The organism is Rhodococcus sp. BP-349 (genome assembly GCF_019835845.1).
Taxonomy (GTDB): domain Bacteria; phylum Actinomycetota; class Actinomycetes; order Mycobacteriales; family Mycobacteriaceae; genus Rhodococcoides.
Genome location: NZ_JABUDR010000002.1, coordinates 1,123,970 through 1,147,125, shown reverse-complemented (window position 1 = coordinate 1,147,125; position 23,156 = coordinate 1,123,970). Strand labels below are relative to the sequence as shown.

General features: G+C 66.1%; 22 protein-coding genes. 15 read left to right on the top strand and 7 right to left on the bottom strand.

The genetic code is table 11. From position 1 onward, the window contains the following. Positions 1–5: 5 nt before the first annotated feature. Complete coding sequence (locus HQ325_RS15645) at positions 6–1,583, bottom strand: ABC transporter substrate-binding protein (protein WP_222630754.1); 1,578 nt, start codon at positions 1,581–1,583, stop codon at positions 6–8. 242 nt (positions 1,584–1,825) lie between these two features. Here HQ325_RS15645 and HQ325_RS15640 point away from each other — a divergent pair, with 242 nt between their 5' ends. The 13 genes from HQ325_RS15640 (at position 1,826) to HQ325_RS15580 (ending at position 12,381) form a co-directional block, all read left to right on the top strand. Further along, on the top strand, positions 1,826–2,860 hold the full coding sequence (locus HQ325_RS15640) for an ABC transporter permease (protein ID WP_261778147.1): 1,035 nt from the start codon (positions 1,826–1,828) through the stop codon (positions 2,858–2,860). Then, complete coding sequence (locus tag HQ325_RS15635) at positions 2,861–3,802, top strand: ABC transporter permease (RefSeq protein WP_222630752.1); 942 nt, start codon at positions 2,861–2,863, stop codon at positions 3,800–3,802. A 1-nt stretch (position 3,803) separates the two neighbouring features. Beyond that, entirely contained in the window at positions 3,804–4,631 is an 828-nt protein-coding gene (locus tag HQ325_RS15630; RefSeq protein WP_051613142.1) for an ABC transporter ATP-binding protein, read from the top strand. Continuing rightward, complete coding sequence (locus tag HQ325_RS15625; protein WP_204868748.1) at positions 4,628–5,461, top strand: ATP-binding cassette domain-containing protein; 834 nt, start codon at positions 4,628–4,630, stop codon at positions 5,459–5,461. Before HQ325_RS15630 ends, HQ325_RS15625 begins: the two co-directional genes overlap by 4 nt. Then, positions 5,458–6,420, top strand: a complete 963-nt coding sequence (locus HQ325_RS15620; protein ID WP_261778148.1) for an aldo/keto reductase — start codon at positions 5,458–5,460, stop codon at positions 6,418–6,420. The genes HQ325_RS15625 and HQ325_RS15620 overlap by 4 nt, the downstream gene beginning before the upstream one ends. A gap of 9 nt (positions 6,421–6,429) precedes the next feature. Further along, positions 6,430–7,191 carry an HpcH/HpaI aldolase/citrate lyase family protein gene (locus tag HQ325_RS15615; RefSeq protein ID WP_222630750.1) on the top strand — a complete coding sequence of 254 codons (762 nt, stop codon included), beginning with the start codon at positions 6,430–6,432 and terminating at the stop codon, positions 7,189–7,191. A 197-nt stretch (positions 7,192–7,388) separates the two neighbouring features. Then, the gene (locus tag HQ325_RS15610; RefSeq protein WP_056695792.1) at positions 7,389–7,814 is read left to right on the top strand and encodes a DUF4262 domain-containing protein; all 426 of its coding nucleotides are present in this window, start codon (positions 7,389–7,391) and stop codon (positions 7,812–7,814) included. Positions 7,815–8,008: 194 nt separating this feature from the next. Then, on the top strand, positions 8,009–8,473 hold the full coding sequence (locus tag HQ325_RS15605; RefSeq protein WP_222630747.1) for a hypothetical protein: 465 nt from the start codon (positions 8,009–8,011) through the stop codon (positions 8,471–8,473). A 100-nt stretch (positions 8,474–8,573) separates the two neighbouring features. After that, positions 8,574–8,969, top strand: coding sequence for a DUF1801 domain-containing protein (locus tag HQ325_RS15600; RefSeq protein ID WP_261778268.1), 396 nt, complete (start codon positions 8,574–8,576; stop codon positions 8,967–8,969). 76 nt (positions 8,970–9,045) lie between these two features. Continuing rightward, positions 9,046–10,386, top strand: a complete 1,341-nt coding sequence (locus tag HQ325_RS22565; RefSeq protein ID WP_261778149.1) for a hypothetical protein — start codon at positions 9,046–9,048, stop codon at positions 10,384–10,386. 20 nt (positions 10,387–10,406) lie between these two features. Continuing rightward, positions 10,407–10,580, top strand: a complete 174-nt coding sequence (locus HQ325_RS15590) for a hypothetical protein (RefSeq protein ID WP_222630743.1) — start codon at positions 10,407–10,409, stop codon at positions 10,578–10,580. Between the two features lie 46 nt (positions 10,581–10,626). Then, a protein-coding gene (locus HQ325_RS15585) for an IS3 family transposase (protein WP_222630741.1) occupies positions 10,627–11,780 on the top strand; the annotation gives its coding sequence in 2 pieces (ribosomal slippage) (positions 10,627–10,915 and positions 10,915–11,780; 1,155 coding nt in all). Between the two features lie 58 nt (positions 11,781–11,838). Next, the gene (locus tag HQ325_RS15580) at positions 11,839–12,381 is read left to right on the top strand and encodes an HD domain-containing protein (RefSeq protein WP_222630739.1); all 543 of its coding nucleotides are present in this window, start codon (positions 11,839–11,841) and stop codon (positions 12,379–12,381) included. 3 nt (positions 12,382–12,384) lie between these two features. On the opposite strand, the gene HQ325_RS15575 is transcribed toward HQ325_RS15580, so the two are convergent. The 6 genes from HQ325_RS15575 to chvE form a co-directional block, all read right to left on the bottom strand. Further along, the gene (locus tag HQ325_RS15575) at positions 12,385–12,732 is read right to left on the bottom strand and encodes a hypothetical protein (RefSeq protein ID WP_308014394.1); all 348 of its coding nucleotides are present in this window, start codon (positions 12,730–12,732) and stop codon (positions 12,385–12,387) included. Further along, the gene (locus tag HQ325_RS15570; RefSeq protein ID WP_222630738.1) at positions 12,729–15,158 is read right to left on the bottom strand and encodes an AAA family ATPase; all 2,430 of its coding nucleotides are present in this window, start codon (positions 15,156–15,158) and stop codon (positions 12,729–12,731) included. Before HQ325_RS15570 ends, HQ325_RS15575 begins: the two co-directional genes overlap by 4 nt. 132 nt (positions 15,159–15,290) lie before the next feature. After that, a complete protein-coding gene (locus HQ325_RS15565; protein ID WP_081821144.1) occupies positions 15,291–16,277 on the bottom strand; it encodes a LacI family DNA-binding transcriptional regulator in 987 nt (328 codons plus the stop codon). 84 nt (positions 16,278–16,361) lie between these two features. Beyond that, positions 16,362–17,696, bottom strand: coding sequence for a multiple monosaccharide ABC transporter permease (mmsB, locus tag HQ325_RS15560; RefSeq protein WP_222630737.1), 1,335 nt, complete (start codon positions 17,694–17,696; stop codon positions 16,362–16,364). Then, positions 17,693–19,231: a multiple monosaccharide ABC transporter ATP-binding protein gene (mmsA, locus tag HQ325_RS15555; RefSeq protein ID WP_222630736.1), complete on the bottom strand. Its 1,539-nt coding sequence runs from the start codon at positions 19,229–19,231 to the stop codon at positions 17,693–17,695. The genes mmsB and mmsA overlap by 4 nt, the downstream gene beginning before the upstream one ends. A gap of 8 nt (positions 19,232–19,239) precedes the next feature. After that, a complete protein-coding gene (chvE, locus tag HQ325_RS15550) occupies positions 19,240–20,376 on the bottom strand; it encodes a multiple monosaccharide ABC transporter substrate-binding protein (RefSeq protein WP_222630735.1) in 1,137 nt (378 codons plus the stop codon). Between the two features lie 258 nt (positions 20,377–20,634). Here chvE and HQ325_RS15545 point away from each other — a divergent pair, with 258 nt between their 5' ends. Next, positions 20,635–21,441, top strand: coding sequence for an acyl-CoA thioesterase II (locus tag HQ325_RS15545; RefSeq protein ID WP_222630734.1), 807 nt, complete (start codon positions 20,635–20,637; stop codon positions 21,439–21,441). Positions 21,442–21,528: 87 nt separating this feature from the next. Then, positions 21,529–23,154 (top strand): long-chain fatty acid--CoA ligase, encoded by a 1,626-nt coding sequence (locus HQ325_RS15540; RefSeq protein ID WP_222630733.1) that lies wholly within the window; start codon positions 21,529–21,531, stop codon positions 23,152–23,154. Positions 23,155–23,156: the final 2 nt, after the last annotated feature.

Here is a 23,156-nt window from a genome sequence, read left to right as displayed (position 1 = left end):
CTCGATCAACTGACGAGTGTCGCGGCGGACAGGTTGTAGGAGTTGGTGGGACGCAGGGTCACATCCTGGATGCGTTCGCGACGCGCCATCACCGACTTGGGAACGAAGGACCACAGGCAGGGCACGGTGTCCCAGATCTGACGCTGCGCATCGGCGAGAAGCTGAGTGCGTCGGGTCTCATCGACCTCCTCGGACGCACGCGCGATGGCCGCAGCGATCTCGGGGAACATGTACCCGTGGTACGTGTCTCGGGTCTGTTCCTTCTCCGGGGTGCCTGCGTACATGCCCTGCATGATGGTGATCGCGAGCCCGGTCGGACTCGGGAATCCGTTGCCGAGGATGTCCCAGTCGCCCGCCTTGCCCTGACGCCACTGCATGATGTCGCCGCCCGGTTCGAACTGCTGCAACGTGGTGCGGACGCCGATCGCCGAGAACATCTGGACGACCGACTCCATGATGTCGGTGTCGGCCGCGAACTCGCCGGACTCCCAGATGATCTTGAGCTCCAGGTCGGAGATGCCGAGCGCGTCGAGCTCGCCACGCGCCCGTGCCGGGTCGTACGTGTACTCCCCGGTCTCGATGGCGCCGTCGAGGATCGCCGGGATGACGCCCTTGGACGCGGTCGCAGATCCCTGCATCACCTGGTCGATCAGCGCCGAACCGTTGATGGCGTACGTCAGCGCGCGACGCACCCGAGCATCGGCGAGCGGATGGTCGGCAGGCTTGCGGAAGTTGTAGAACAGCTGGTTGAGCCGGACGCCGTCGACCCGGTCGACGACGACGTTCGACAAGCCTTCGAGCTGATCCGCCGCATCGGGCGTGATGGAGTCGATGACGTCCACCTCGCCGCTGCGCAGCGTGACGACGCGCGACGACTCCTCGGGAACGAAGCGCACGCGCACCGTCTCGATGTTCGGCGCCGGGCCCCAGTAGGAGGTGTTGCGTTCGAGCGTGTAGTTGCCGGTACCGCGGTCGGCCGACGTCACGACGTACGGGCCGGAGCCGAGCCCGGTCTGCAGTTCCTCGGGCTTGTTGTCGGCCGCCGGCGTGATGAGGATGTTGGACATCAGGTAGTCGAGCACCGGAACGGGCTTGGTGGTCAGCAACGAGAAGCTGGTGTCGTCCATCTGCTCGACCGTCGGCCATTCGGGGAAGAAGCCGCCGACGAACGATCCGTCGACCTCGCTGTACATCCGGATGGCCGTTGCGACGTCCTGCACCTGCACGGGCGAGCCGTCGGAGTACACGGCGCCCTGACGCAGGTGCACGAACCAGCGGGTGGGCTCGACCAGATCGAAGCGGTCGGCGAGGACGAGCTGCGGCTTCAGGTTCGCGTCGATCTCGGTGAGGGCTTGGCGCACGCCGCGCTGCACCGTGAGGGCGGCGTCGAACTGGTTGAGCTTGTTGTCCAGGCTCACCAGCGACCGGTTGAGCGCCAGGCTCACCGTTGTGGGGCCCGGTGTGCCGGTAGGCGTGGCGCACGCACTGGCACCCGCGCCCAACACCACGCCACCACCGAGCAGCATCCCGCCGCGCAGGAGATTGCGGCGGGAGAACTGCTGGTTGAACGGCGATCTGGTCATCGTCGACCTCTCTTCGAACTTCGAGCGTCATGAGGGGTTGCGGGTCAGGAGCGGAGCTGCACTGTGACCGCAAGCACACCTGGACTGTACGCAGGTCTGCACACAACACGCAACTACGAATTGCTACTTGCGTGATTCGCGCACAAGTGCCATTGTGAGCTGAGTTACATCGAAGCCCGCGCTCGTGACCAGCCAGCGCAGAGGCATCTCCCGAAAGGTCGTTCGATGCACACCACGAACACATGCGCAGTCCGACGGACGGTGACCCGGTGACCGCCGGCATGATCACGCCCGCCGACGCGCCGGCCGCCGAACCCGCGAAGACGAAGTCGAAGTCCGCGGGCACGGCGCGCTACATCGTCAAGCGGCTCGGTCAGAGCGCGCTCGCGATCTTCCTGACGCTCACCACGGTGTTCGTGCTGATCCGTCTCGCACCCGGCGACCCCGCCTACGCGATGGCGGGCCCGCTGGCCTCCAGCGAGGACATCGAGCGGATCCGTCAGAGCATGGGTCTGGACCAGTCGATCATCACGCAGTACCTGAAGTACCTGCAGGGACTGCTGCAGCTCGATCTCGGAACGTCGTACTCGTTCCAGGCGCCTGCCTTCGACGTGGTGCTCGATCGCCTCCCCTACACACTGACGCTCACGGTCGCCTCGATCGGACTGACGACACTGCTCGCCATCCCTCTCGGTGTCTGGATGGCACGCCGCGCGGACACCCGCCGCGAACTGGGCGCCAACGTCGTCACGATCGCCGGACAGTCGATGCCCGACTTCTGGACGGGCCTGATGCTCATCACCATCTTCGCCGTGGTGATCCCGATCTTCCCGGCCGCCGGCTTCGCCACGTGGTCGTCGCTCGTCCTGCCCATGGTCACCGTCGCCATCCTGCAGATCGCCCTGATCTCCCGCATGGTGCGTCGAGAGATGGTCGGCGCCTTCGGGTCCCAGTACGCGACGGTCGCCCGCGCTCGCGGTGTGTCGGAGCAAAAGTTGATCTGGCGCTACGCATTGCGCAATTCGTCCATCCCCGTTCTCACCGCCCTCGGCACGCGCTTCGCGTCGATGCTCAACGGTGTCGTGGTGGTCGAGGTCGTGTTCGCCTGGCCCGGTGTCGGATCGCTCGTCGTCCGCGCACTGGAGACCCGCGACTACCCCTTGATCCAGGCCACCGTGCTCGTGACCGCGGTGCTCGCCGTCCTCGTCCAGCTCCTCGTCGACCTCTGCTACCCGCTTCTGGACCCCCGCGTCCGCCTGGGGAAGGGAACGTCCTAGATGACAACAACACTCGAGCCCCCGCAGGCGGAGCGCCCGTCGGCGGTCACCGCGAAGGACATCGCCAAGGCAGGCTCCACTCGGCGCGCCCGCGACAGCCGACTGAAGATCTGGGTGGGCAGCGTCTGCGCACTCGTCGTGATCCTCCCCGTCGCGTTCGCTCGTGTTCTGCCGCTGCAGGATCCGGACGCCACCGACCTCGGTGCCCGCCGTCTCGCACCGCTCACCGACGGCCACCTGTTCGGAACCGATCAGCTCGGACGCGACCTTCTCGCCCGCGTTCTGTACGGCGGCCAGGTATCACTGCTCGTCGGCATCCTCGCCGTGCTGGTCTCCGGCCTCATCGGCCTGACCCTGGGCTCCATGGCCGGCTACTTCGGCGGCTGGGTCGACACCGTCATCAGCCGGTTGCTCGAAGCGCAGCTGTCCCTCCCGCTGCTCATGATGCTGCTCCTCGTCGTCGCCCTCTTCGGTCCGTCCATCCCGGTCATCACGTTCGTCATCGCGATCGCCCAGTGGCCCGAGATCGCCCGCCTCACACGCTCTCTGGTGCTCGTGGAGCGCGAGAAGCCGTACGTCGCCGCGTCGCGGGTACTCGGCCTCGGCAAGGTCGCCATCCTCACGCGCCACATCATCCCGAACGTCATCAAGCAGACCTCGCTGGTGGTGCTGCTCCTCCTCGCGCAGGCGGTGCTCCTCGAGTCCGCCCTGAGCTACCTCGGCGCCGGACCGCAGCGACCGTTCGCCACGTGGGGCCGCATCATCTCCGACGGACAGGACTACATCACGACGTCGTGGTGGCTGGTCACCCTGCCGGGCCTCGTCATCGTGCTCCTCGTCATCGGCGTCAACCTCCTCGGCGACGGTCTGCGCGACCGTCCCGCCGGCTCGGGCCTCAAGGCTGTGCTGGGGCGCTTCGCCATCTCGGGAAAGAAGGCCTGACATGACCGAGTCACTGCTCACCGTCGACGAACTTCAGATCGAGCTGGTCACCGACAACGGCATCGTCCGCGCCGTCGACGGGGTCTCCTTCGACATCGCGCCGGGGGAGACCGTCTGCATCATCGGCGAGTCCGGCTCCGGCAAGTCGACCACCGCGATGGGAATCCTCGGGCTGCTGCCCGATGATCTCGCGGTCCTCTCCGGCCGCGCACGCTGGAAGGGAACCGACATCCTCGGCGACGACAAGGCGCTTCGGAAGATCCGGGGCGCGGACATCGCCCTCATTCCCCAGGACCCGATGACGGCCCTCTCCCCCGTTCACACGGTGGGGTCGCAGCTGCGAGAGGCCATCCACCACAGCGGTGTCCGCGGCAAGTCCGCGCAGACCACCCGCGCAGTCGAGCTGCTCGATCAGGTCCACATCGTCAACCCGGCGGACCAGCTGAACAGGTACCCACACCAGTTATCGGGCGGCATGTTGCAGCGTGTCCTCATCGCATGCGCCCTGGCCGCCGATCCCGACCTCATCGTCGCCGACGAGCCCACCAGCGCACTCGACGTCACCGTTCAGGCCAGCATCCTCGACCTCATGCTCGAACTGCAGGAGCGCACCGGCATCGGCATGCTGCTCATCACCCACGACCTGGGTGTGGCCCGGCTGATGTCCGACCGGATCCACGTCATGAAGTCGGGCCGGTTCGTCGAGAGCGGTGACGCCCAGTCGATGGTCCGCAATCCCCAGAACGCTTACACCAAGAAGCTTCTCGACGCGGTCCCCCAGCTGGGCACCTGGTCGGGCGCACCCGCCGATCAAGGAGTCCCGGCATGAGCCTGTTGACCGTCGACGACCTGGTCGTCGAGTATCCCGTCGCCACCGGCACCTTCCGCGCCGTCGACGGTGTCAGCTTCAGCGTCGACAAGGGCGAGACCCTCGCGATCGTCGGCGAATCCGGCTGCGGCAAGTCGACCATCGCCAAGTCGATCGTCCGGCTGCTGACACCGACGTCGGGACGCATCCTCGTCGACGGTGTGGACATCGCCGGGATGAAGGAGCGAGCCCTCAAGCCCTTCCGCTCGCGCGTGCAGATGGTCTTCCAGGACCCGTATGGCTCGCTGGATCCGCATCTCACGGCCGTCGACATCGTCGGTGAGCCGCTGCGCCTCAAAGGTGTTCGCTCCAAGGCGGACCGGGCCCGACGTGCCGCCGAGCTGATCGACCAGGTCCAGCTGCCGGCGTCGTCCCTGCACCGCCGACCGGGCGAGTTCTCGGGGGGCCAGCGTCAGCGCATCGGCATCGCGCGTGCCCTGGCGTCCGAACCCGAGATCCTCGTGTGCGACGAGGCCACCAGTGCGCTCGACGTGTCGGTGCAGGCGCAAGTGCTCGACCTGCTGCGCACCATCCAGCACGACACCGGCATCACGTACGTCTTCATCTCGCACAACCTCGGCGTGGTGCGGGAGATCAGCGACAACGTCGTCGTGATGCGCAAGGGCGGCGTGGTCGAGAGCGGCCCCACCACAGACGTTCTGACCAACCCGCAGCACCCGTACACGGCAGCCCTGCGCGCCGCGGCACTCGACCCCTCCACGATGGAGGGCGTCAAGCCGCGCTACGTTCTGTCGGGTCGACCGGCACCTACCTCTGGAGTACCCGCATGATGTTCGGCTCCCTGCCTTTCGGCCCGATGGTGCTGGGCACCATGACCTTCGGTGACACTGTCGATCTCGACGGGTCGCGCGCTCTGCTCGACACGGCACTCGACGCCGGCATCACCCACATCGACACCGCCAACGGGTACGCGGGCGGCGAGTCCGAACGCATCCTGGCGCAGTTGCTCGCTGGTCGACGCGACGAGGTCACCCTCGCCACCAAGGGCGGCATGTTCCTCGGCGACGCCGACGGCCACTCGCCCCTGTCACCCGAGGGGCTGCGGCTCGGACTCGAGGCCAGCCTGCGCCGGCTCGGCACCGACCACGTCGACCTCTTCTACCTGCACCAGCCCGACCGCGCGTCGTCGCTCGAGGACACCCTCGGGACCATTGCGAAGCTCGTGGCCGAGGGCAAGGTGGGAGCGCTCGGCGTCTCGAATTTCGCCGCCTGGCAGATCGCCGAGGTGAATCGCGTGTGCGACGAGGTGGGTGCGCCGCGACCCGTCGTCGCGCAGCAGCTCTACAACCTGCTGGCCCGCCGCGTCGAGGAGGAGTACGCCGAGTTCGCCGCCGTCAGCGGTATCACCACGATGGTCTACAACCCGTTGGGCGGCGGCCTCCTCACCGGCAAGCACTCGTTCGACGAAGCGCCCGGCGAGGGACGGTTCGGCGATTCGCGCTTGGCCGAGATGTACCGCGAGCGGTACTGGAACACCCAGATCTTCGACGCGATCACGCGCCTGTCCGCGGTGGCGTCGGACGCCGGCATGCCGCTCACCGAGCTCGCCCTGCGCTGGTTGCGATCGAAGCCCCTCACCGGACCGATTCTGTTGGGCGGCTCCAAGACCAGCCACCTGCAGGCCAACATCGACGCCTTGGGCCGCGGTCCGCTCTCCGACGACGTCGTCGCCGCGTGCGACGAGGTCGGTGCGGCACTGCGCGGCCCGATGCCTGCCTACAACCGATAGGAATACTTCATGTCTGCCGCCGATTTCGCCCGTCGCATCCGTTCCCGTGAACGGGCACTGGGCTACTGGTCCGTCATCGACTCCCCCGTCTCCACCGAGTGGCTCGCCCACGTCGGGTGGGACTACATCTGCCTCGACCTCCAGCACGGCCTCATCGGTTACGACGGGATGCTGCGCGGCCTCACCGCCATCGACGCGGCTCAGGGCCCGGCCGGACTCGTGCGGGTCGAGTCCAACGACCAGACCTACATCGGCAAAGCACTCGACGCAGGTGCACGCGGCGTCATCGTGCCGCTGATCGACACCGCCGAGGACGCCGCCCGCGCCGTCGCCTACGTGCGCTATCCCCCTGCCGGCGTGCGCTCGTACGGTCCGATGCGCTCACAGCTGCGCGTCGGACCTCTTCCCGCCGAGGCGAATGACAGTGTCGTCGTGCTCGCGATGATCGAGACCCCCGACGGCCTCGAGAACGTCGAGGCCATCTGCGCCGTGCCCGGACTCGACGGCGTGTACGTCGGGCCGTCGGACCTGCGCATCGCCGTCGGTGGCGCCTCCCCCTCGGACAGCTCCGTCGACGACGTATTCGACGCTGCTGTGGTGCGCGTGCAGGAAGCTGCCGCCGCCGCAGGTATCGCGGCCGGCATCCACACACCCTCCGGCGAGGTCGCGGCGAAGCGCCTGGCGCAGGGCTACACCTTCGCGACCGTGGCCTCGGACCTCACCCACCTCAAAGCTGTGTCCGAGGGGCACCTGAAGGCTGCGCGGGGGTAGGGGTTCGAGCGATCCGCGCCGGGAGGAGCGCGAGTGGGCCTGGTGTTCCACTCGCGAGCAGTACCGGCGGGATCCCGCGCGCAGGACACGCAAGTGGAACACCACGACCAGAGCTGCACCGCCTGTCGTACCGCCGCGTTACCTTCCTCCTCCGCATCGACTTCCGGGGGGAAACTATGTGCAGAGGGTGCGTCTCAGTGCCGGACATCAAGAGGAAGATCGCGCGCCACGGGTGGGCGGTGACTGCCGTGGCGGGGTCGGATCACGAGGTACCCGACGTCGCGTACACGACGGGTCTCACGAGCAGGTCGTTGCCCGAGCTGATCGTCTACGGACTGCCGTTCCATCTGTCGGGGAGCCTGCTCCACGACATGGCGTCGCAGATGGTCGCCGGTCTCGCACTGTCGTCCGGGATCACGATCCGCAGTGCGACCGGTGACGAACCGGACATCGTGGTCATTCAGGCCGTTAACACCGCGGACATGGTGGTCACCGGTGCGCTGTACTCGGACTTCACTGCGCTGCAACTGGTGTGGCCGGACGTCGACGGCCACTTCCCGTGGGAGCCCGAGTACTCCATCTGTGCCCACCACCAGCCACTGATGGGCGTGGGGTGGGTGTGACGGTTCGGGCCTGACCCGGGCGTGGTGTTCCACAGTCCGCCCTGTCGAGCGGGTTCCCGCGTCCGACATCGGAGAAATGGGACACCACGCCCAGAGCGCAGAGCAACGAAATGGTCACAAACCATTCGGCCGAGTAACGAGTCGCCCGGTGATGCAGACACACTGAGAAGACCAGACCATCCGAGAGGATCCTCATGCGCTCGCTCACGAAGCTCGCCGGAGCCGCGTTCGTCGGCATCACCGCCGCGACGATGTCCGTCGTCGGTGCCGGCACCGCGTCCGCGGTCGACTACCCCGCACCGGTGCCCGTCGATCCGGCGGCCTTCCTGCAGGGCGATGTCGCGTACTTCTCCACCGGCGCCGCCAACTGTTCCATCACCCCGGCGGGGGTCGTGGGTTGCGATCTTCCGGGCGGCGAGTACCTCACCCAGATCCCCTTCGCCCCCGTGGTCTACGACGTCGCGATCGACGTGCCGTGGTTCCCGGCTCACCCGACCTTCGGGATCGGCGGCCCGCGTGGGCGTGCCGGGAGCACGCCCCTCGGTGGCTCGCTCAGCTACGGCGGGGCCACTTGCAACATCGGTGTCAAGGGATCGCTGAACTGTTCCTCGATGGGTCACTCGTTCACGGTGTGGACGCCGTACATGACGTTGAGCTGACCTGAACGCGGCGGGGTCACTTCGGGATCGAGTCGCCTTACTACTGTGATCACGCAGTCGACGAAGGAACAGCCATGGAACCGAGTGCCGAGATGACGGCCTGATAGCAGCGCATCCCGACTGGCGCGGTGACGCCCTCGCCGAAGCACGACGGGTGATTCTGTCCGTCGACAACGGCATCGTGGAGGGCTGCAAGTACATGGGCTCGCCTTCCGGGGATCTCGACGGTCCGCTCATCGTCGGCGACATCGTCAAGCTCGGCTTCCAGTACGGGGCATCGCTGGACGACCCGAAGGGCATCGTCAACGGTGAGCTCGGCGGTGAGCAGCGGCGCTCGTACGAACTCTTCGAAGGTGACGTCGTCGACGAGGAGGCATTGGCCGGACTGGTCCGTGCGGCCATCGAGCGGAACCGGAACAAGAAGGCCGAGTCGTGGGCATCTCGGTGCGCGCAGGTGCCCGAAACATGTCGGTGCCCTGCTGTAAACAATGAGTAGGCAGACGGATGATTCCTGCCGGCGACGCTCGGTTCTCCGACGTCGAGCTCGTTGTTCGCACAGAATCGAGAACCCCATGGACCACGACAGTCGCGGCTTGGGCGGTATCCCCGCCGGCAATCCCGGTTTCACTATCGCAGTCGAGATCGACCGGCCCTTCGACCAGATCGAACCGGACGAGTACCTCCGGCTGCTGCACCAGGTCGGTGACGACGCGGCCAGGATCGACCGGTCACCGCTCGGTCATGCACGCGTCGTCCTCGACGTACCCGGCAGCGGATGGTGGGTCTCCGGACAGGCTGCTCTCCATGCTGTCGACAGGCTCGCAGAGGAGTGGAGCGTCCTCGGTGTCGAGACGAGCCGGTCGGACCTCTGGTCCACCAGCCCTCACATGGCCGACAGTCGCCTCCCCCGCACTCGCCGACTGCCGGCGAGTGAGGGCACGCGGTACACCGTCATCATCGAAATCGAGCCGTACGACGAGCTCGTCGATGACGTGGAGCTGTCCGACTACTTCCGGTCCAGGGAACGCGCGGACGTCGTCGTCGCCGACAACGGGCGTCGGCACATCATCGTGTCGAGGCGCGACTGGGACGTCTCCTGGGCCTGCCAACTCACCGCCAAATCCCTCCATGTCATCAGCAACGCGTGGTCCATTACACGCATCAGGACGGTCGAGACCGCGGTATGGAAACGAGAGCACTCTCGTCCGCGCGTCGACAATCGGCCGACGGCAATCCCGCAGTGGCAGTACGCACTCCGCATCGACGGCACCAGATGCGTCGTCGTCACCGACAAGGATGTCGACCTGGACAACTGGTACGCGAAGTACACCAACTCCGACGGCATGTCGGGCGTCGAGCAGTTCTTCCACGGCCCCGCCTGGTTGACCGACGACGGCGTTGCGAACCTTCGGAGGAACGGCGACGCCATCGACGCATGGATCGCTCCCCTGCCCCGCGGTGGACTCCTCGACAACATCACCGACGGATACGGCCGAGTTCTGCCCGTCGACGACTCCGAGGGCACCGCAGCATGGTTGATGGAATCGATGTTCGACAAGCCCGCCGGCCTGATCATCGAACTCGGTCCCAGCGACTACGACCCCGACGACGAGGGGGACGTGTTCAACGCGCAGATCCACGTCCTCGACGACGGCGTGTACATGGTGCGCCGATCGCGAGCCGTTCTCCAGCGACTCCGACTGGTCGACCATGGTGTCGAGGGGTTGGAGCTGGACCACTGGCATCACGACGACCACTTCGACGACTGCACGGACGGTTATCTGTTCAGCCGCGACACCCAGCTCATCGCCAACGCGTGCGTCGCGTGGTTCCGGCAGAACGGCGTGACCGACGAGCGCAGTGCGCTGGGCTGCTCGTACGAGTTCGTCGACGAGCTCCCCCGCACCTCCTGACAGTCCCACGAGAGGACCCCATGACATCGACGTCCGACGCCCTCACCCGCGCACTGAATGACGTGCCGTTGAAGGAGATGGACCCGTCACTGCTCGCCCACGCCATCCGGTACGAGGCGCGCGGTCGAGGACTCGAGACCTCACCGCTCGAGGATGCTCTCGCCGTGGCGTGGGACTGCCCCCGGTTCGGTTGACATCTGATCTGTGAGGATCGCTCCTCACGGTGGAAGGATGCTCCCCATGCCGAAAGCATTCCCCGAGGAGTTCCGCCGCGACGTCATCGCCGTCGCACGCAAGGGCGAGGCTCCGCTGCGTCAGATCGCGAAGGACTTCGGAATCTCCGAAGGCTGCCTGCACCGCTGGCTCAAGATCGCCGACCGCGACGACGGGATCACCTCCGCTGACGGGTCGCCCACGAGCAGCGAGTCCGTCGAGCTGCGGGAAGCCCGCAAGCGCATCAAGATGCTCGAGCAGGAAGCGGAGGTGATGCGCCGCGCCGTCGGCTACCTCTCTCGGGACGTCAACCCAAAATGATCTACCCGCTGGTCCTCGACCTTGCCGCCGAAGGAGTGCCCGTCACGGTGACCTGCCGGGTGCTCGGGTTCTCCACCCAAGCGTTCTACAAATGGAAGAAAGCACCAGTGACGCAACGTGACTGGGACGATGCGCACCTGATCCACGCTGCCCGTTCCATTCACGCGGACGATCCCGCGTTCGGGTACCGGTTCATCGCCGACGAGCTGCCCGATCGCGGCATCACCGCCGGCGAGAACCGGGTCGCCCGGTTGTGCTCGCAAGAACGCATCTGGTCTGTGTTCTCGAAGAAGCGCGGGCTGACCAGGAAAGCTGGTCCTCCAGTTCACGACGACCTCGTCGACCGCCGATTCTCCGCAACGGCTGCAGACGAGTTGTGGCTGACCGACATCACCGAGCACCGCACCGACGAGGGCAAGCTCTATCTCTGCGCGATCAAGGACGTGTGGTCCAACAGGATCGTCGGCTACTCGATCGACTCTCGAATGAAGGCCTCGTTGGCGGTGTCCGCGCTCGACAACGCGGTCGCGCAACGCGGTCCGACCGGGACCATCGTCCACTCCGACCGGGGTAGTCAATTCCGATCGCGGAAGTTCGTACATGCGCTGTCGCACAATGCTTTGCGAGGATCCATGGGCCGTGTCGGGGCATGCGGTGACAACGCTGCGATGGAATCGTTCTTCGCGCTACTACAGAAGAACGTCCTCGACCGGCAACGGTGGTCCACCCGCGAGCAACTACGCCTGGCGATCGTGACCTGGATCGAGAGGTCCTACCACCGCAAGCGCCGCCAGCGACGCCTCGGCAAGCTCACTCCGATCGAGTTTGAGACAATCAATAGGGCCGCACAAGCGGCCTGATCCGATCAACCCCACGCGTCAACCGAAGTGGGGGCAGTCCCCGTCCTACGCCCATCTGATGCAGCGCCGCACCACTCGCGGCGATCAGATCAACGATCCGTACATCACGCACCCGTCTCGAAACGTGCTGCGTCTCATGAGGTACGGATGTGCTGATCTCGACGTACTCGTGGCCACGGCCCTGCACGACACCGTCGAGGATCAGTCCGACCGCATCGTCGAACTACTCGGCGGGAGCCAGGCTCTCGGCGCACTCGAGGCACACTTCGGTGCGGAGGTCGCACGCCTCGTCGTGACTGTCACCACCCCGCCGCGCACCGGCGAGGACCGTGCCGCGCAGTACGTCGAACACGTGACGGCGGTGATCCGCGATCCGAAGGTGTTTCTGGTGAAGGTTTCCGACTTCGTCGACAACGCCGGCAGCCTGAAGTATCTGGTCGACGAAGCGAAGCGGACGAAGCTGCTTCGCAAGTACGCACCCCTCGTGACCATCTTCGAGGCGGCCGCCACCGAGCACGGCGAGGCACTCGGACTCACAGCCGATGGGATGGCAGATCTGCGCGATCACCTGGCGTCGATCGGGGAGCAGACCGAGGGCTGATGCTCACGCGTCGACCAGAAACCCGGTGACGGATTCGCACAGGGTGCGCACCTCGGTGACAGTGGGCGACAGCTCGTAGGCGTGATGATGGCACGCCTGAGACAGGCGGCCCCAGGCATAGTCGAGTGTGCGCACCGACTCGTCGTTGGGCGCGAGCGCATACAACACGATCAGCCTTACTTTCATGCTGGCGTGCACGACACCCTCGCCGACCGCTGCGCAGCGCGCCTCGACCACCGACTCGAGTGCCTGCCGGGCGAGTACGGCTGCGAGACGGGCATTCTGGCCGGTCACCGGTTCCTCCTCGAGAAGTCGCCGGGCGTATCCGAGCAACTCCGCGGGCGTCGTCACGGCACCGCCAAGAGTTCGTCGACGAGTTTGTTCAGATCGCTCGCGTGAGACTTGGTCGGGATCGAGCCGGCGCCGTGCACACCCTTGTTGGCGTAGTTCAGCGAGCCGCCTCTCCACTCTCGATAGGACAACCACGCACCAATTTCCTGGTCGGACTTCCCCATCGCCAGCGCGATCCGGCCCCTTGTCTTCTGAGTCTCGGACCACGTGCGCTCCAGATCGACCCATGCGGTGCCGTCTGCAGTCTGCGTCCGAATGTAGCGATCCCAGGCTGCCGCTTCGATCGCCAAGCGGAAGATCGCTTGCACTGCCCGACGCTTGACCTCGTCGGGTAGGAGCTCGTCTCGCACCGTGGCATGAACGTCGGTGACGTAGCGCTGAGCAGGCGTGTCGGCCTCGGCCAGCCGAACCGAGGATCCAGCCTCGCGCGTCACCTCGACGAGTCGGGCCCCGATGGACCGTCGGCGCAGTGCGGCCGGCAGTCGATCGTCGTGCGAGAAGACCACGACCTGGCGGGTAGCTGCGAGATCGACGAGAACGTCGACGAACCCGTCGATCTTGGCCGGATCCATCGCCTGGATGGGATCGTCGAGAACCAGGAAGCGGAACGGGCTTCCCTCGGTGGTCGCACGCGGAATGAACAGCGCCAACGTCAGTGCGTGCAGCTCGCCCTGACTCATCACGGACAGGGCCCCCGTCGGCTGACCGTCGACCGACGCCTCGATGCTGGCCTTACGGCGAGTCGCGCGGCCCTCCAGAGTGATCCGACCGATGTCGACGTTGGACTCCTGCCTCAGCATCGACCAGATGCGACGGGCCTGCTCACCGATGGGCGCCAACCGCTCGTCGCGCAGGACATCGATGTGCCCGGAGAGCCACGTCCGCGCGGCGTCGACGCGGGTGAGCTGTTCCTCGACCGCTCGCGCCTCGCGCTCGAGGTCCACCCATCGGGCGAGCTGCTCAGCGAGTGGCGTCCAGTCGGTCTCCAACTGAGCGAGTGCCTGCGCTGCTTGCTCTCTCACTCCGGCGGCAGCCTCCACGAGCGCCGGCAGTGAAGCTGTGACGTGGTCGCCGAGTGACATCGGGTCCGAGGGCAGGGTCCGCGCGATCTCACGGGCGCCTCGGTAGACCTCGAGGTCCAGTCCACCGGTGTCATCGACGGCAAGCGGTGCTGAGAGAGCGAGATCTCTCAGGGAGCGCGCTACCGCATCGAACTCCGACTTCGCGTCGCGGTAGCGCTGGGTGTCCGTTCGACCCGCCTCGAGCGCGAGTCGCGAACGCTCGGCCCAGGCGTCGTCCAAGATCCCCTCACCACACACGGGGCACGGTCGACCGTCACCGGCGGGATGCAGTTCCAGAGCACTGGCCAACAGGTCGAGCAACCGTTCCTGTTCGTCTGCCACCACGCCGGTCACGGTAGACAGAGCTTCTCGGGCGCGTTCGAACCGCGCCACCGCCTGGTCGATGTCGCTGATCTCCGCTGTCCGCAGTGCGGACAGACGCCGCAAGGCCGCCACGACCGCCGAGGACGCCGCCTCGGAACCTGTTGCGATGCCCGCGACGACGTCGACGTCCGGCTTGTGCTTGCGCAGCTGCTGGAATGCGGCAGCAGCACGTTCATCGCCCGACGCTTCGACTGCCGCCTTGACCGACTTCTTCGATTGTGTCGCCGCAGTACGCGGCTTCTTCAGCTCACCGTGCCTCTCTGCCAGGCGCTTCTCCGCAGCCGCCACCGCGTCGAGCCCCAGCAGTTTTGCGATGGCGTCGTAGAGGGCGGAGGGTTCCTGCTCGAACATTCGGCCGACCTCGTCGTACGACAGGATGGGTCGATGGGAATCGAGCGCGTCTCGCCACCCGAGGGTGTCCGTTCCTGTCGACCTCGACGCCTTCTTCTCCTGCACCCAGAATGCGGCGTCGTCGAGTTCCGACCCCGCGGACCAGTCGACACCGACTGTGGTCTCGGGCCGCCCGTCGATGGTCAACCCCACACGGATCGACGCCTCGCCGTCGTGGTGCATGTTGCGCCAGGACGAGGCCCACACAACGCTCTTCTTGTTGGCACTCCAGCGGTACGACTTGCTGGTGAGGGCGAACTCCAGCGCTTCCGCGAAACTCGACTTGCCGGATCCGTTCCGCCCCGAGACCACCGTGATGCCAGGTCCAGGTATCAGTGACAATCGCGACGTCGGACCGATGCCCCTGAACCCGGTCACCTCGATGGAGGACACGAATGCACCCACGGGATCGTCCCCGGTCGCGGGCGAGTCCGGCTGCAAGATCTCGTGTTCCACGGATCCGTGGAGTTCGCTGGCGAGCTCGGCGTCGCCCTCGAGCGCGGCGAGAACGACGTACGCGATCTCGTCGGTGACGGACGCGTCGTCCGTCAGGGCCTGCGTCACTGTGTTGATCAGTTCTGTGTCCGTCACGGTCACGATCTGTGGCACTCCCTCGTACGTTCGACGCCGCCGGTCGAGCGCGACGAATCAGAACGTACCTGCCGGTTCCGACAGTGCGAGTCGTTTCCGATCGGACGGGCCGGGACGTGCCGAGGCCCCTCCTCAGTCGGCCGGCGCAGCCGTGCTCGCTCGGGTGACCAGGCTGGGGGCGATGCTGAAGCGTCGGGTGCTCGACTTACCGGACTCGATCTGCTCGAGCAGGATCTCGACGCTCCGGACGCCCACCTCGCTGAATTCCTGGCGGATCGTGGTGAGCGGCGGTGAGTAGAACTCGGCGTCGGGGACATCGTCGAAACCGACCAGGCTGATGTCCTCGGGAACCCGTCGCCCGTGGGCGTCGAGTGCGCGCAGCACTCCGAGCGCCATGGAGTCGTTTCCCGCGAACACGGCGGTGACACCCTTGATCTGCGCGAGGACGGTGCCGGCCGCGTAGCCCGACCGGGCGGTCCAGTCCCCGTTCATCATCGGCGGCGGATCGATCCCCCGCTCCTCGTGCACCGACCGCCACCCGCTCACCCGGTCCGCGGCCTCGTACCACCCCAGAGGCCCGGCCACGTGCCACACCTCTCGGTGCCCGAGTTCCAGGAGATGCGACGTGGCGTCCCTCGCTCCGAGGACCTGGTCGACGGACACCACCGCGAGATCTCCGGCGGGCGATCCCTCGACCGCGACGAGCGGCAGTTCGCCGGCCAGCCCCGCGATGTCGCCGTTGTCGGTGCGCAGCGGCGCCACCACGACGACCCCGTCGACACCCTGCTTGTGCAGACTCCGAACGCACGCGTTGATGGCGTCCTCCTCCAGCGAGGTCGGAACCCCCACCAGCACCGAGTAGCCGGCCTGTCGGGCGGCCCGCTCGACGCTGTACAGCGTCGAGACCGGCCCGTGCAGAGCAACTCCCGTCGCGACGATGCCGATAGTGCGGTTGCTTCCGGTGACCAGAGCCCGAGCCGCGGTGTTGGGCCTGTAACCCAGCTGGGTGATGGCCTGCGTGACCCGCGCCCTGGTCGCGTCGGTGACGTGGGGATGACCGTTGATCACCCGCGAGACGGTCTGGTGGGACACCCCGGCAAGCTTGGCCACGTCCGTCATGGCGGGCCCTCGAATCGGCGTCACAGTCCCCCCAGTTCACTCGTCCGTCGTCCAGGATCGCAGGTTCGGCCCCGCCGCGCCGATCTACCTCGACACGGGCGGCGACGCGGTGGCTGCGGGGGCAGCTTTCGTGTCGGTGGAACCGCCCAACATCTCGGCCGGAACCGGGAGACCCATGTAAGTGGACGGTGCCGGTTTCTCGGCCTTGTCGGGTCCACCTCCGCGTCCGCTGGCGGCTCGGCGCTTCGTCCAGATGTCGAAGGCGACGGCCGCGAGGAGGACGAGGCCCTTCACCAACTGGACTCGCTCGCTGGGTGATCCGATGAGCGACATCCCGCTGTTGATGACGGCGATGATCAGTCCGCCGGTGAGTGCACCGACGATGCGCCCGACACCACCCTGCACGGCTGCGCCACCGATGAACGCGGCGGCGATGGCGTCGAGCTCGAATCCGTTGCCTGCGGTGGGTCCGGCCTGGTTCAGGCGGCCGGCGAAGATGATTCCCGCCAGGGCCGACAGGACGCCCATGTTCACGAACAGCCAGAACGTGACCGGCTTGACCTTGATGCCGGAGAGCGATGCGGCGTGGATGTTGCCGCCGATGGCGTAGACGTGCCGGCCGAACACGGTCTTGCCCGCCAGTGTCGAGTACCCCATCACCAGTACCGCGAGGAGGATCAACACGTACGGCAGGTTCTTGAAGCGGGCCAGCTGCACGGCGATCGCCAGCACGAGCAATCCGGCGAAGGTGACCTTGGCCAGGAACAGCGGCAGCGCGTCGACGACCTGGCCGTACTTCTGCCGTCCGGTTCGAGTCCGCCACTGGCTGAATACGATTCCGGCGATCGCAGCGATGGCGACCAGCAGCGTGAAGATGTCGGCGCCGCCCAAGGGCCCGAGGCCGACGTTGCCCAGGAATCCCGGGAGGAAGCCGTTGGACAGTGTCCGCACCGGTCCGGGGAACGGCCCGATGCCCTGGTTGCCGAGCACGATCAGGGTGACCGCGCGGAAGACGAGCATGCCCGCCAGAGTCACGATGAACGCGGGGATGCCGAAGTACGCGACCCAGTAGCCCTGCCAGGCTCCGATCAGTCCGCCCACGACGAGCGTGATCAGCACCGCGAGTGGCCATGGCACGTTCTGTTGAACCATGAGGACACCGGCGATGGCACCGGTGGCCGCGACCACCGATCCCACGGACAGGTCGATGTGGCCGGCGATGATGATCACGACCATGCCGATGGCCAGGATCAGGATGTAGGAGTTCTGCACCACCATGTTGCTGATGTTCTGCGGCACCAGAAGTTGTCCACCGGTGAGCGCGGTGAAGAGCAGGATGATCAACGCGAAGGCGATGAAAATTCCGCTCTGGCGGAGGTTTCGCGTGAGCAGCCCCCGGACGGTCGACAGCTGATTCATCGAAGTACTCCTGTTCCACGGGTCATGAGATGCATGAGAGATTCCTGCGTCGCGTCCTCCCGAGTCACCTCACCGGTGATGCGGCCTGCGGACAGCGCGTAGATCCGATCGCACAGCCCCAACAGTTCGGGCAGCTCGGACGAGATCACGAGAACGGCCTTGCCTGCATCGGCGAGGCTGTTGATGATCGAATAGATTTCGAACTTGGCGCCGACGTCGATTCCTCGCGTCGGCTCGTCGAGGATGAGCACGTCCGGATCACTGAAGATCCACTTGCTCAACACGACCTTCTGCTGGTTGCCGCCGGACAGCTTGCCGACGACGGCCTCCACGTTGGGAGCCTTGATGTTCATGCTCTTGCGGAAGCCCTCGGCAACCTCGTACTCGTGGTTGTCGTCGACGAATCCGTGTGCGACCAACTTGTCCAGGGCCGCGGTGGAGATGTTGCGCTTGATGTCGTCGATCAGATTGAGGCCGTAACGCTTGCGATCCTCGGTCGCGTACGCGAGACCGTGCTCGATCGCGTCGTTGACGGACTTGACGTGAATCTCTGTGCCGTACTTGTACAGCCGCCCGGAGATGTCTGTGCCGTAGCTGCGCCCGAAGACGCTCATGGCCAGCTCCGTACGGCCGGCACCCATCAGACCGGCGAGGCCGACTATCTCGCCGCGTCGCAGCGTGAGGTTCGCCTTGTCGACGACCATGCGGCCGTGCTGGGTGGGACTGTGCACGGTCCAGTCCTCGATGCGCAGCACCTCCTCCCCCACCGTCGATTCGTGCGGCGGGAAGCGGTGCTCGAGATCGCGGCCGACCATGAGCGAGATGATGCGATCCTCGGTGACGTCCGGGTCACGCATGTCCAGTGTCTCGATGGTGCGACCGTCACGGATGATCGTGGTCCGGTCGGCGATGGCCGCGATCTCGTTCAGCTTGTGCGAGATGATCACGCACGTGATGCCCTCGTCCCGCAGACCGCGAAGCAGGTCGAGGAGGTGGGTGGAATCCGAATCGTTCAGTGCTGCGGTCGGTTCGTCGAGAATCAGCAGCGTCACGTCCTTGGACAGCGCCTTGGCGATCTCCACGAGTTGCTGCTTTCCGACACCGAGGTCGTTGACGACGGTGACCGGGTTCTCCCGCAGCCCTACACGGTTCAGTAGGGCTGCGGCCTCGGAGTTGGTGCGGTTCCAGTCGATGAACCCACGCTTGGACCGCTCGTTGCCGAGGAAGATGTTCTCGGCGATGGACAGATACGGACTGAGCGCGAGTTCCTGGTGGATGATGACGATGCCCTTGGACTCGCTGCTCCGGATGTCGGAGAACTCGCAGGCCTGACCGTCGAACACGATGTCGCCGTCGAACGTGTCATGGGGATACACACCCGACAGAACCTTCATGAGCGTGGACTTTCCTGCGCCGTTCTCGCCGCAGATCGCGTGGATCTCGCCGCGCTCCACCGTCAGCGTGACATCCTGCAGCGCTTTCACACCCGGGAACGTCTTGGTGATCCCGCGCATCTCCAAGATCTGGCTCGTCATCGCCGAACTCACTTCAATTGATCCTGGGTGTAGTAGCCGCCGTCGACGAGGAGCTTCTCGTAGTTGTCCTTGTAGACGATCTCGGGCTGCAGCAGGTAGGCGGGAACGACCTTCTCACCGTTGTCGTAATCGGTCGTGTTGTTGGTCTCGGGGGTCTGGCCCTCGAGAACTGCCTGCGCCATCTGGATGGTGACCGCCGCCAACTCGCGGGTGTCCTTGTAGATGGTGGCGTACTGCTCACCGGCGATGATCGACTTGACCGACGGAACCTCGGCGTCCTGACCGGTGACGATCGGGTAAGGCTGACCGGCGGTTCCGTATCCGTTGCTCTTGAGCGCGGACAGGATTCCGATGGACAGACCGTCGTAGGGCGAGAGCACGCCCTGAACCTTCTGGCCCGACGAGTACGTCTTGGTCAGCAGGTCTTCCATGCGTTTCTGAGCGGTAGCCGGGTCCCACCGAAGGGTTGCGGCCGTCTCGAAGTCGGACTCGCCGCTGCCGATCTTCAGGGTTCCCTTGTCCAGGTACGGCTTCAGGGTCTCCATGGCACCGTCGAAGAAGAAGGTGGCGTTGTTGTCGTCGGGCGAACCGGCGAAGACCTCGATGTTGAACGGGCCGGCGGGGGCATCGGCCTTGTCGGTGCCGTCCTCGTTCTTCAGGCCCAGGCCGACCAGGAGGGACGTGGCCTGGTCGACGCCGACCTTGTAGTTGTCGAAGGTGGCGTAATAGTCGACGTTCGGCGAGTTGCGGATCAGGCGGTCGTACGCGATGACGCCGATGCCGTTGTCCTTGGCTTCCTGCAGCTGCGTGGTGATGGCGGTGCCGTCGACGGACGCCACGATCAGCAGCTTCGCGCCCTGGGTGATTTGGTTCTCGATCTGGTTGACCTGGGTGGGGATGTCGTTCTCGGCGTACTGCAGGTCGACCTTGTAGCCCTTCGACTCCAGCGCGCTCTTGAGGTTGTCGCCGTCGGCGATCCATCGAGCGGACGACTTGGTCGGCATGGTGACACCGATCAGAGCGCCGGCCGTGTCACCGCCCGCAGAGGGGGCGACGTCGGCGGTCTTCGTGCTGGACCCGCAGGCGGTCACCGTGATCGCTATCGCCACCGCGGCCGCAGCCACCGGTAGGTGTCGGAACTTCATCGTGTCTCCTCGGGTGGTGGCTGGTCGGCAGGGACGGCATTCGAACCGCCGTGCTGCGGATCATGCTGCTGTCGAGTGGTGTGAATCACACCGCCCAGCGAGTGTGAGCGATAACATCGACGATGTCAACGGGTCCTCCGAACTGGACTTTGCGACGTGTTAGCGCTAACAGAATGCGCCGGTCGATCCGCGGTGTCGCCATCCCGCTCAGACCACCGTTATGCTTCGGTGCATACAACTACCGAATCAGGACGACTCATGACTCACCCCGGATCGCACGCCTTCGACGACGGCCTCACCCTCGAGCCTCTGGGCGACGGTCGCTACCGCGGCCGGACCTCCGCGCCGTACAACAACATGGTCGGCCCATTCGGCGGGCTCACCGCCGCGACGCTAGTCCGAGCCGTCGAGCTTCATCCCGATCGACTGGGCGACCCGGTGACGCTGACCGTGAACTTCGCGGGCCCCATCGCCGAGGGCGAGTTCGAGATCTCCACTCGCGCCGTGCGGACGAATCGCAGCAACCAACACTGGTACCTAGAACTGAGCCAGGACGGCACGGTCGCCACCACCGCGACCGCGGTCTTCGGTACGCGCCGCACCACCTGGGACGCCCTCGAGTCGTCGCCGCCCGCGATGCCCGACCCCGCGGACGTCGACACGGTCGACTTCCCCGAGTTCATCGCCTGGGCGAACAACTACGAGATGCGGTTCACCGCCGGCGCATTGACCGAGACGGAGTCCGCCGATTCCGTTGCGACACTGTGGGTCCGAGACTCTCCGCCGCGCCCGATGGACTTCGCGTCCCTGACGTCGATGAGCGACATCTTCTACCCGCGGGTCTTCCAGCGGCGCGGGAAGTACGTCGCCGCCGGAACCATCTCGCTCACTGTTCACTACTTCGCGACGGCGGAGGATCTGGCGGCGCAGTCCGACGGGTACGTCCTCGGGACCGCGCACGCACGACGATTCCATCAGGGCTACTTCGACCAGACCGCCGAGCTGTGGAGCACCAGCGGCACTCTCCTCGCCACCGGACACCAGGTCGTCTACTACAAGGACTGATATCGGGTCCCTGCCGAGCCGCAGTGTGCACAATGTGACACAGGGCACGTAGGTCGTGCGCCTCGCGGATCGACCGGCAGGAGAGTCATGAAGAGCACCATGCAGGACACCCCGTTGTCCATCGGCCAGCTCGTTCGATACGGCACGTCGATGCACGCATCGGCGACGATCACCACGTGGAGCGAGGCGGGGCCGTCGAACATCACGTTCGCCGAACTCGGTCGACGCGCCGCCAAACTCGCCCACGGTCTCCGAGCGCTCGGGATCGACGGGGACCAGCGCGTCGCCACCTTCATGTGGAACAACTCGCAGCACATGGAGGCCTACATGGCCGTGCCGGCCATGGGTGCCGTGCTGCACACGCTGAACATCCGCCTGTTCCCCGAGCAGCTCACGTACATCGTCGAGCACGCCGAGGACAGCGTCATCATCGCCGACGCCAGCCTGCTCCCCCTGCTGACGCCGCTCCTGCCGACCATGACGACCGTGCGGCACCTCGTCGTCGTGGGCGCCGACCCCGCACAGGTGCAGGCACCGGACCACATCGAGGTGCTGGGCTACGAGGACGTGCTCGCAGGCCACCCCGACGAGTACGACTGGCCCGAGCTCGACGAACGATCCGCTGCAGCAATGTGTTACACCTCGGGTACGACCGGCGACCCGAAGGGCGTCGTCTACTCGCACCGGTCGATTTGGCTGCACTCGATGCAGGTCTGCATGACCGATGCCATGGCGCTCGCGCAGTCGGACACCGTGCTCGCCATCGTGCCGATGTTCCACGCCATGTCCTGGGGACTGCCGTACGCCGCGCTGATGGTGGGGGCGTCGCTCATTATGCCGGATCGCTTCCTGCAACCGGCGCCTCTGGCAGAGATGATGACGACGCTTCGACCCACCGCGGCCGCCGCTGTCCCCACCATCTGGCAGGCACTGCTCGCCCACCTCGAGGACCACCCGGCAGATCTGTCGAGCCTGCGCGACGTCACCGTGGGCGGCAGCGCCTGCCCGCCGAGCCTGATGCGCGCGTTCCACGAAAAGTACGGCGTTCCCATCTCCCAGGCGTGGGGCATGACGGAGACGTCGCCGCTCGGCACGTCCGGGCGCCCCGACGTCGGACTGTCTCCGGAGGACGAGTTCGACTTGCGTTGCACCCAGGGACGTTTCGTGTCCGCTGTCCGCGCTCGCCTGGTCGATGATTCGGGCACCGTCTTGCCGTGGGACGGCACGCACGTCGGCGAACTCGAGGTGCGCGGGCCGTGGATCACGGGCAGCTACTACCGCAGCGACGCGTCCGACAAGTTCGACGACGGGTGGCTGCGGACGGGCGATGTCGGCACCATCTCCGAGGGCGGATACCTGACGCTGACCGACCGGTCGAAGGACATCATCAAGTCCGGTGGCGAATGGATCTCGTCCGTCGAGCTCGAGAACCACGTCATGGAGCATTCCGCTGTGCGCGAGGCCGCGGTCATCGGGGTGCCCGATGAGAAGTGGGACGAGCGACCACTCGTCGCCGTCGTCGTGCGCGAGGGTCAGACCGTGACCGCCGAGGAGCTCCGCGACTTCCTCGAGGGCCGAGTTGCGCACTGGCAGTTGCCGGAACGCTGGACCTTCATCGACGAGGTGCCGAAGACGAGTGTCGGCAAGTTCGACAAGAAGCGGCTGCGCGGGTCGCATGCGGACGGTGCGTTGGAGGTCGTCGAGGTCGGCTGACG

Excerpts from the sequence above, each read along its gene's own strand:
- HQ325_RS15615 (WP_222630750.1), top strand. The coding sequence starts at position 6,430 with ATGTCTGCCGCCGATTTCGCCCGTCGCATCCGTTCCCGTGAACGGGCA.
- HQ325_RS15590 (WP_222630743.1), top strand. The coding sequence starts at position 10,407 with ATGACATCGACGTCCGACGCCCTCACCCGCGCACTGAATGACGTGCCG.
- HQ325_RS15580 (WP_222630739.1), top strand. The coding sequence starts at position 11,839 with ATGCAGCGCCGCACCACTCGCGGCGATCAGATCAACGATCCGTACATC.
- HQ325_RS15630 (WP_051613142.1), top strand. The coding sequence starts at position 3,804 with ATGACCGAGTCACTGCTCACCGTCGACGAACTTCAGATCGAGCTGGTC.
- HQ325_RS15640 (WP_261778147.1), top strand. The coding sequence starts at position 1,826 with ATGCGCAGTCCGACGGACGGTGACCCGGTGACCGCCGGCATGATCACG.
- HQ325_RS15625 (WP_204868748.1), top strand. The coding sequence starts at position 4,628 with ATGAGCCTGTTGACCGTCGACGACCTGGTCGTCGAGTATCCCGTCGCC.
- HQ325_RS15605 (WP_222630747.1), top strand. The coding sequence starts at position 8,009 with ATGCGCTCGCTCACGAAGCTCGCCGGAGCCGCGTTCGTCGGCATCACC.
- HQ325_RS15565 (WP_081821144.1), bottom strand. The coding sequence starts at position 16,277 with ATGACGGACGTGGCCAAGCTTGCCGGGGTGTCCCACCAGACCGTCTCG.
- HQ325_RS15620 (WP_261778148.1), top strand. The coding sequence starts at position 5,458 with ATGATGTTCGGCTCCCTGCCTTTCGGCCCGATGGTGCTGGGCACCATG.
- mmsB (WP_222630737.1), bottom strand. The coding sequence starts at position 17,696 with ATGAATCAGCTGTCGACCGTCCGGGGGCTGCTCACGCGAAACCTCCGC.
- chvE (WP_222630735.1), bottom strand. The coding sequence starts at position 20,376 with ATGAAGTTCCGACACCTACCGGTGGCTGCGGCCGCGGTGGCGATAGCG.
- HQ325_RS15635 (WP_222630752.1), top strand. The coding sequence starts at position 2,861 with ATGACAACAACACTCGAGCCCCCGCAGGCGGAGCGCCCGTCGGCGGTC.
- HQ325_RS15540 (WP_222630733.1), top strand. The coding sequence starts at position 21,529 with ATGAAGAGCACCATGCAGGACACCCCGTTGTCCATCGGCCAGCTCGTT.
- HQ325_RS15645 (WP_222630754.1), bottom strand. The coding sequence starts at position 1,583 with ATGACCAGATCGCCGTTCAACCAGCAGTTCTCCCGCCGCAATCTCCTG.
- HQ325_RS22565 (WP_261778149.1), top strand. The coding sequence starts at position 9,046 with ATGGACCACGACAGTCGCGGCTTGGGCGGTATCCCCGCCGGCAATCCC.
- HQ325_RS15545 (WP_222630734.1), top strand. The coding sequence starts at position 20,635 with ATGACTCACCCCGGATCGCACGCCTTCGACGACGGCCTCACCCTCGAG.
- mmsA (WP_222630736.1), bottom strand. The coding sequence starts at position 19,231 with ATGACGAGCCAGATCTTGGAGATGCGCGGGATCACCAAGACGTTCCCG.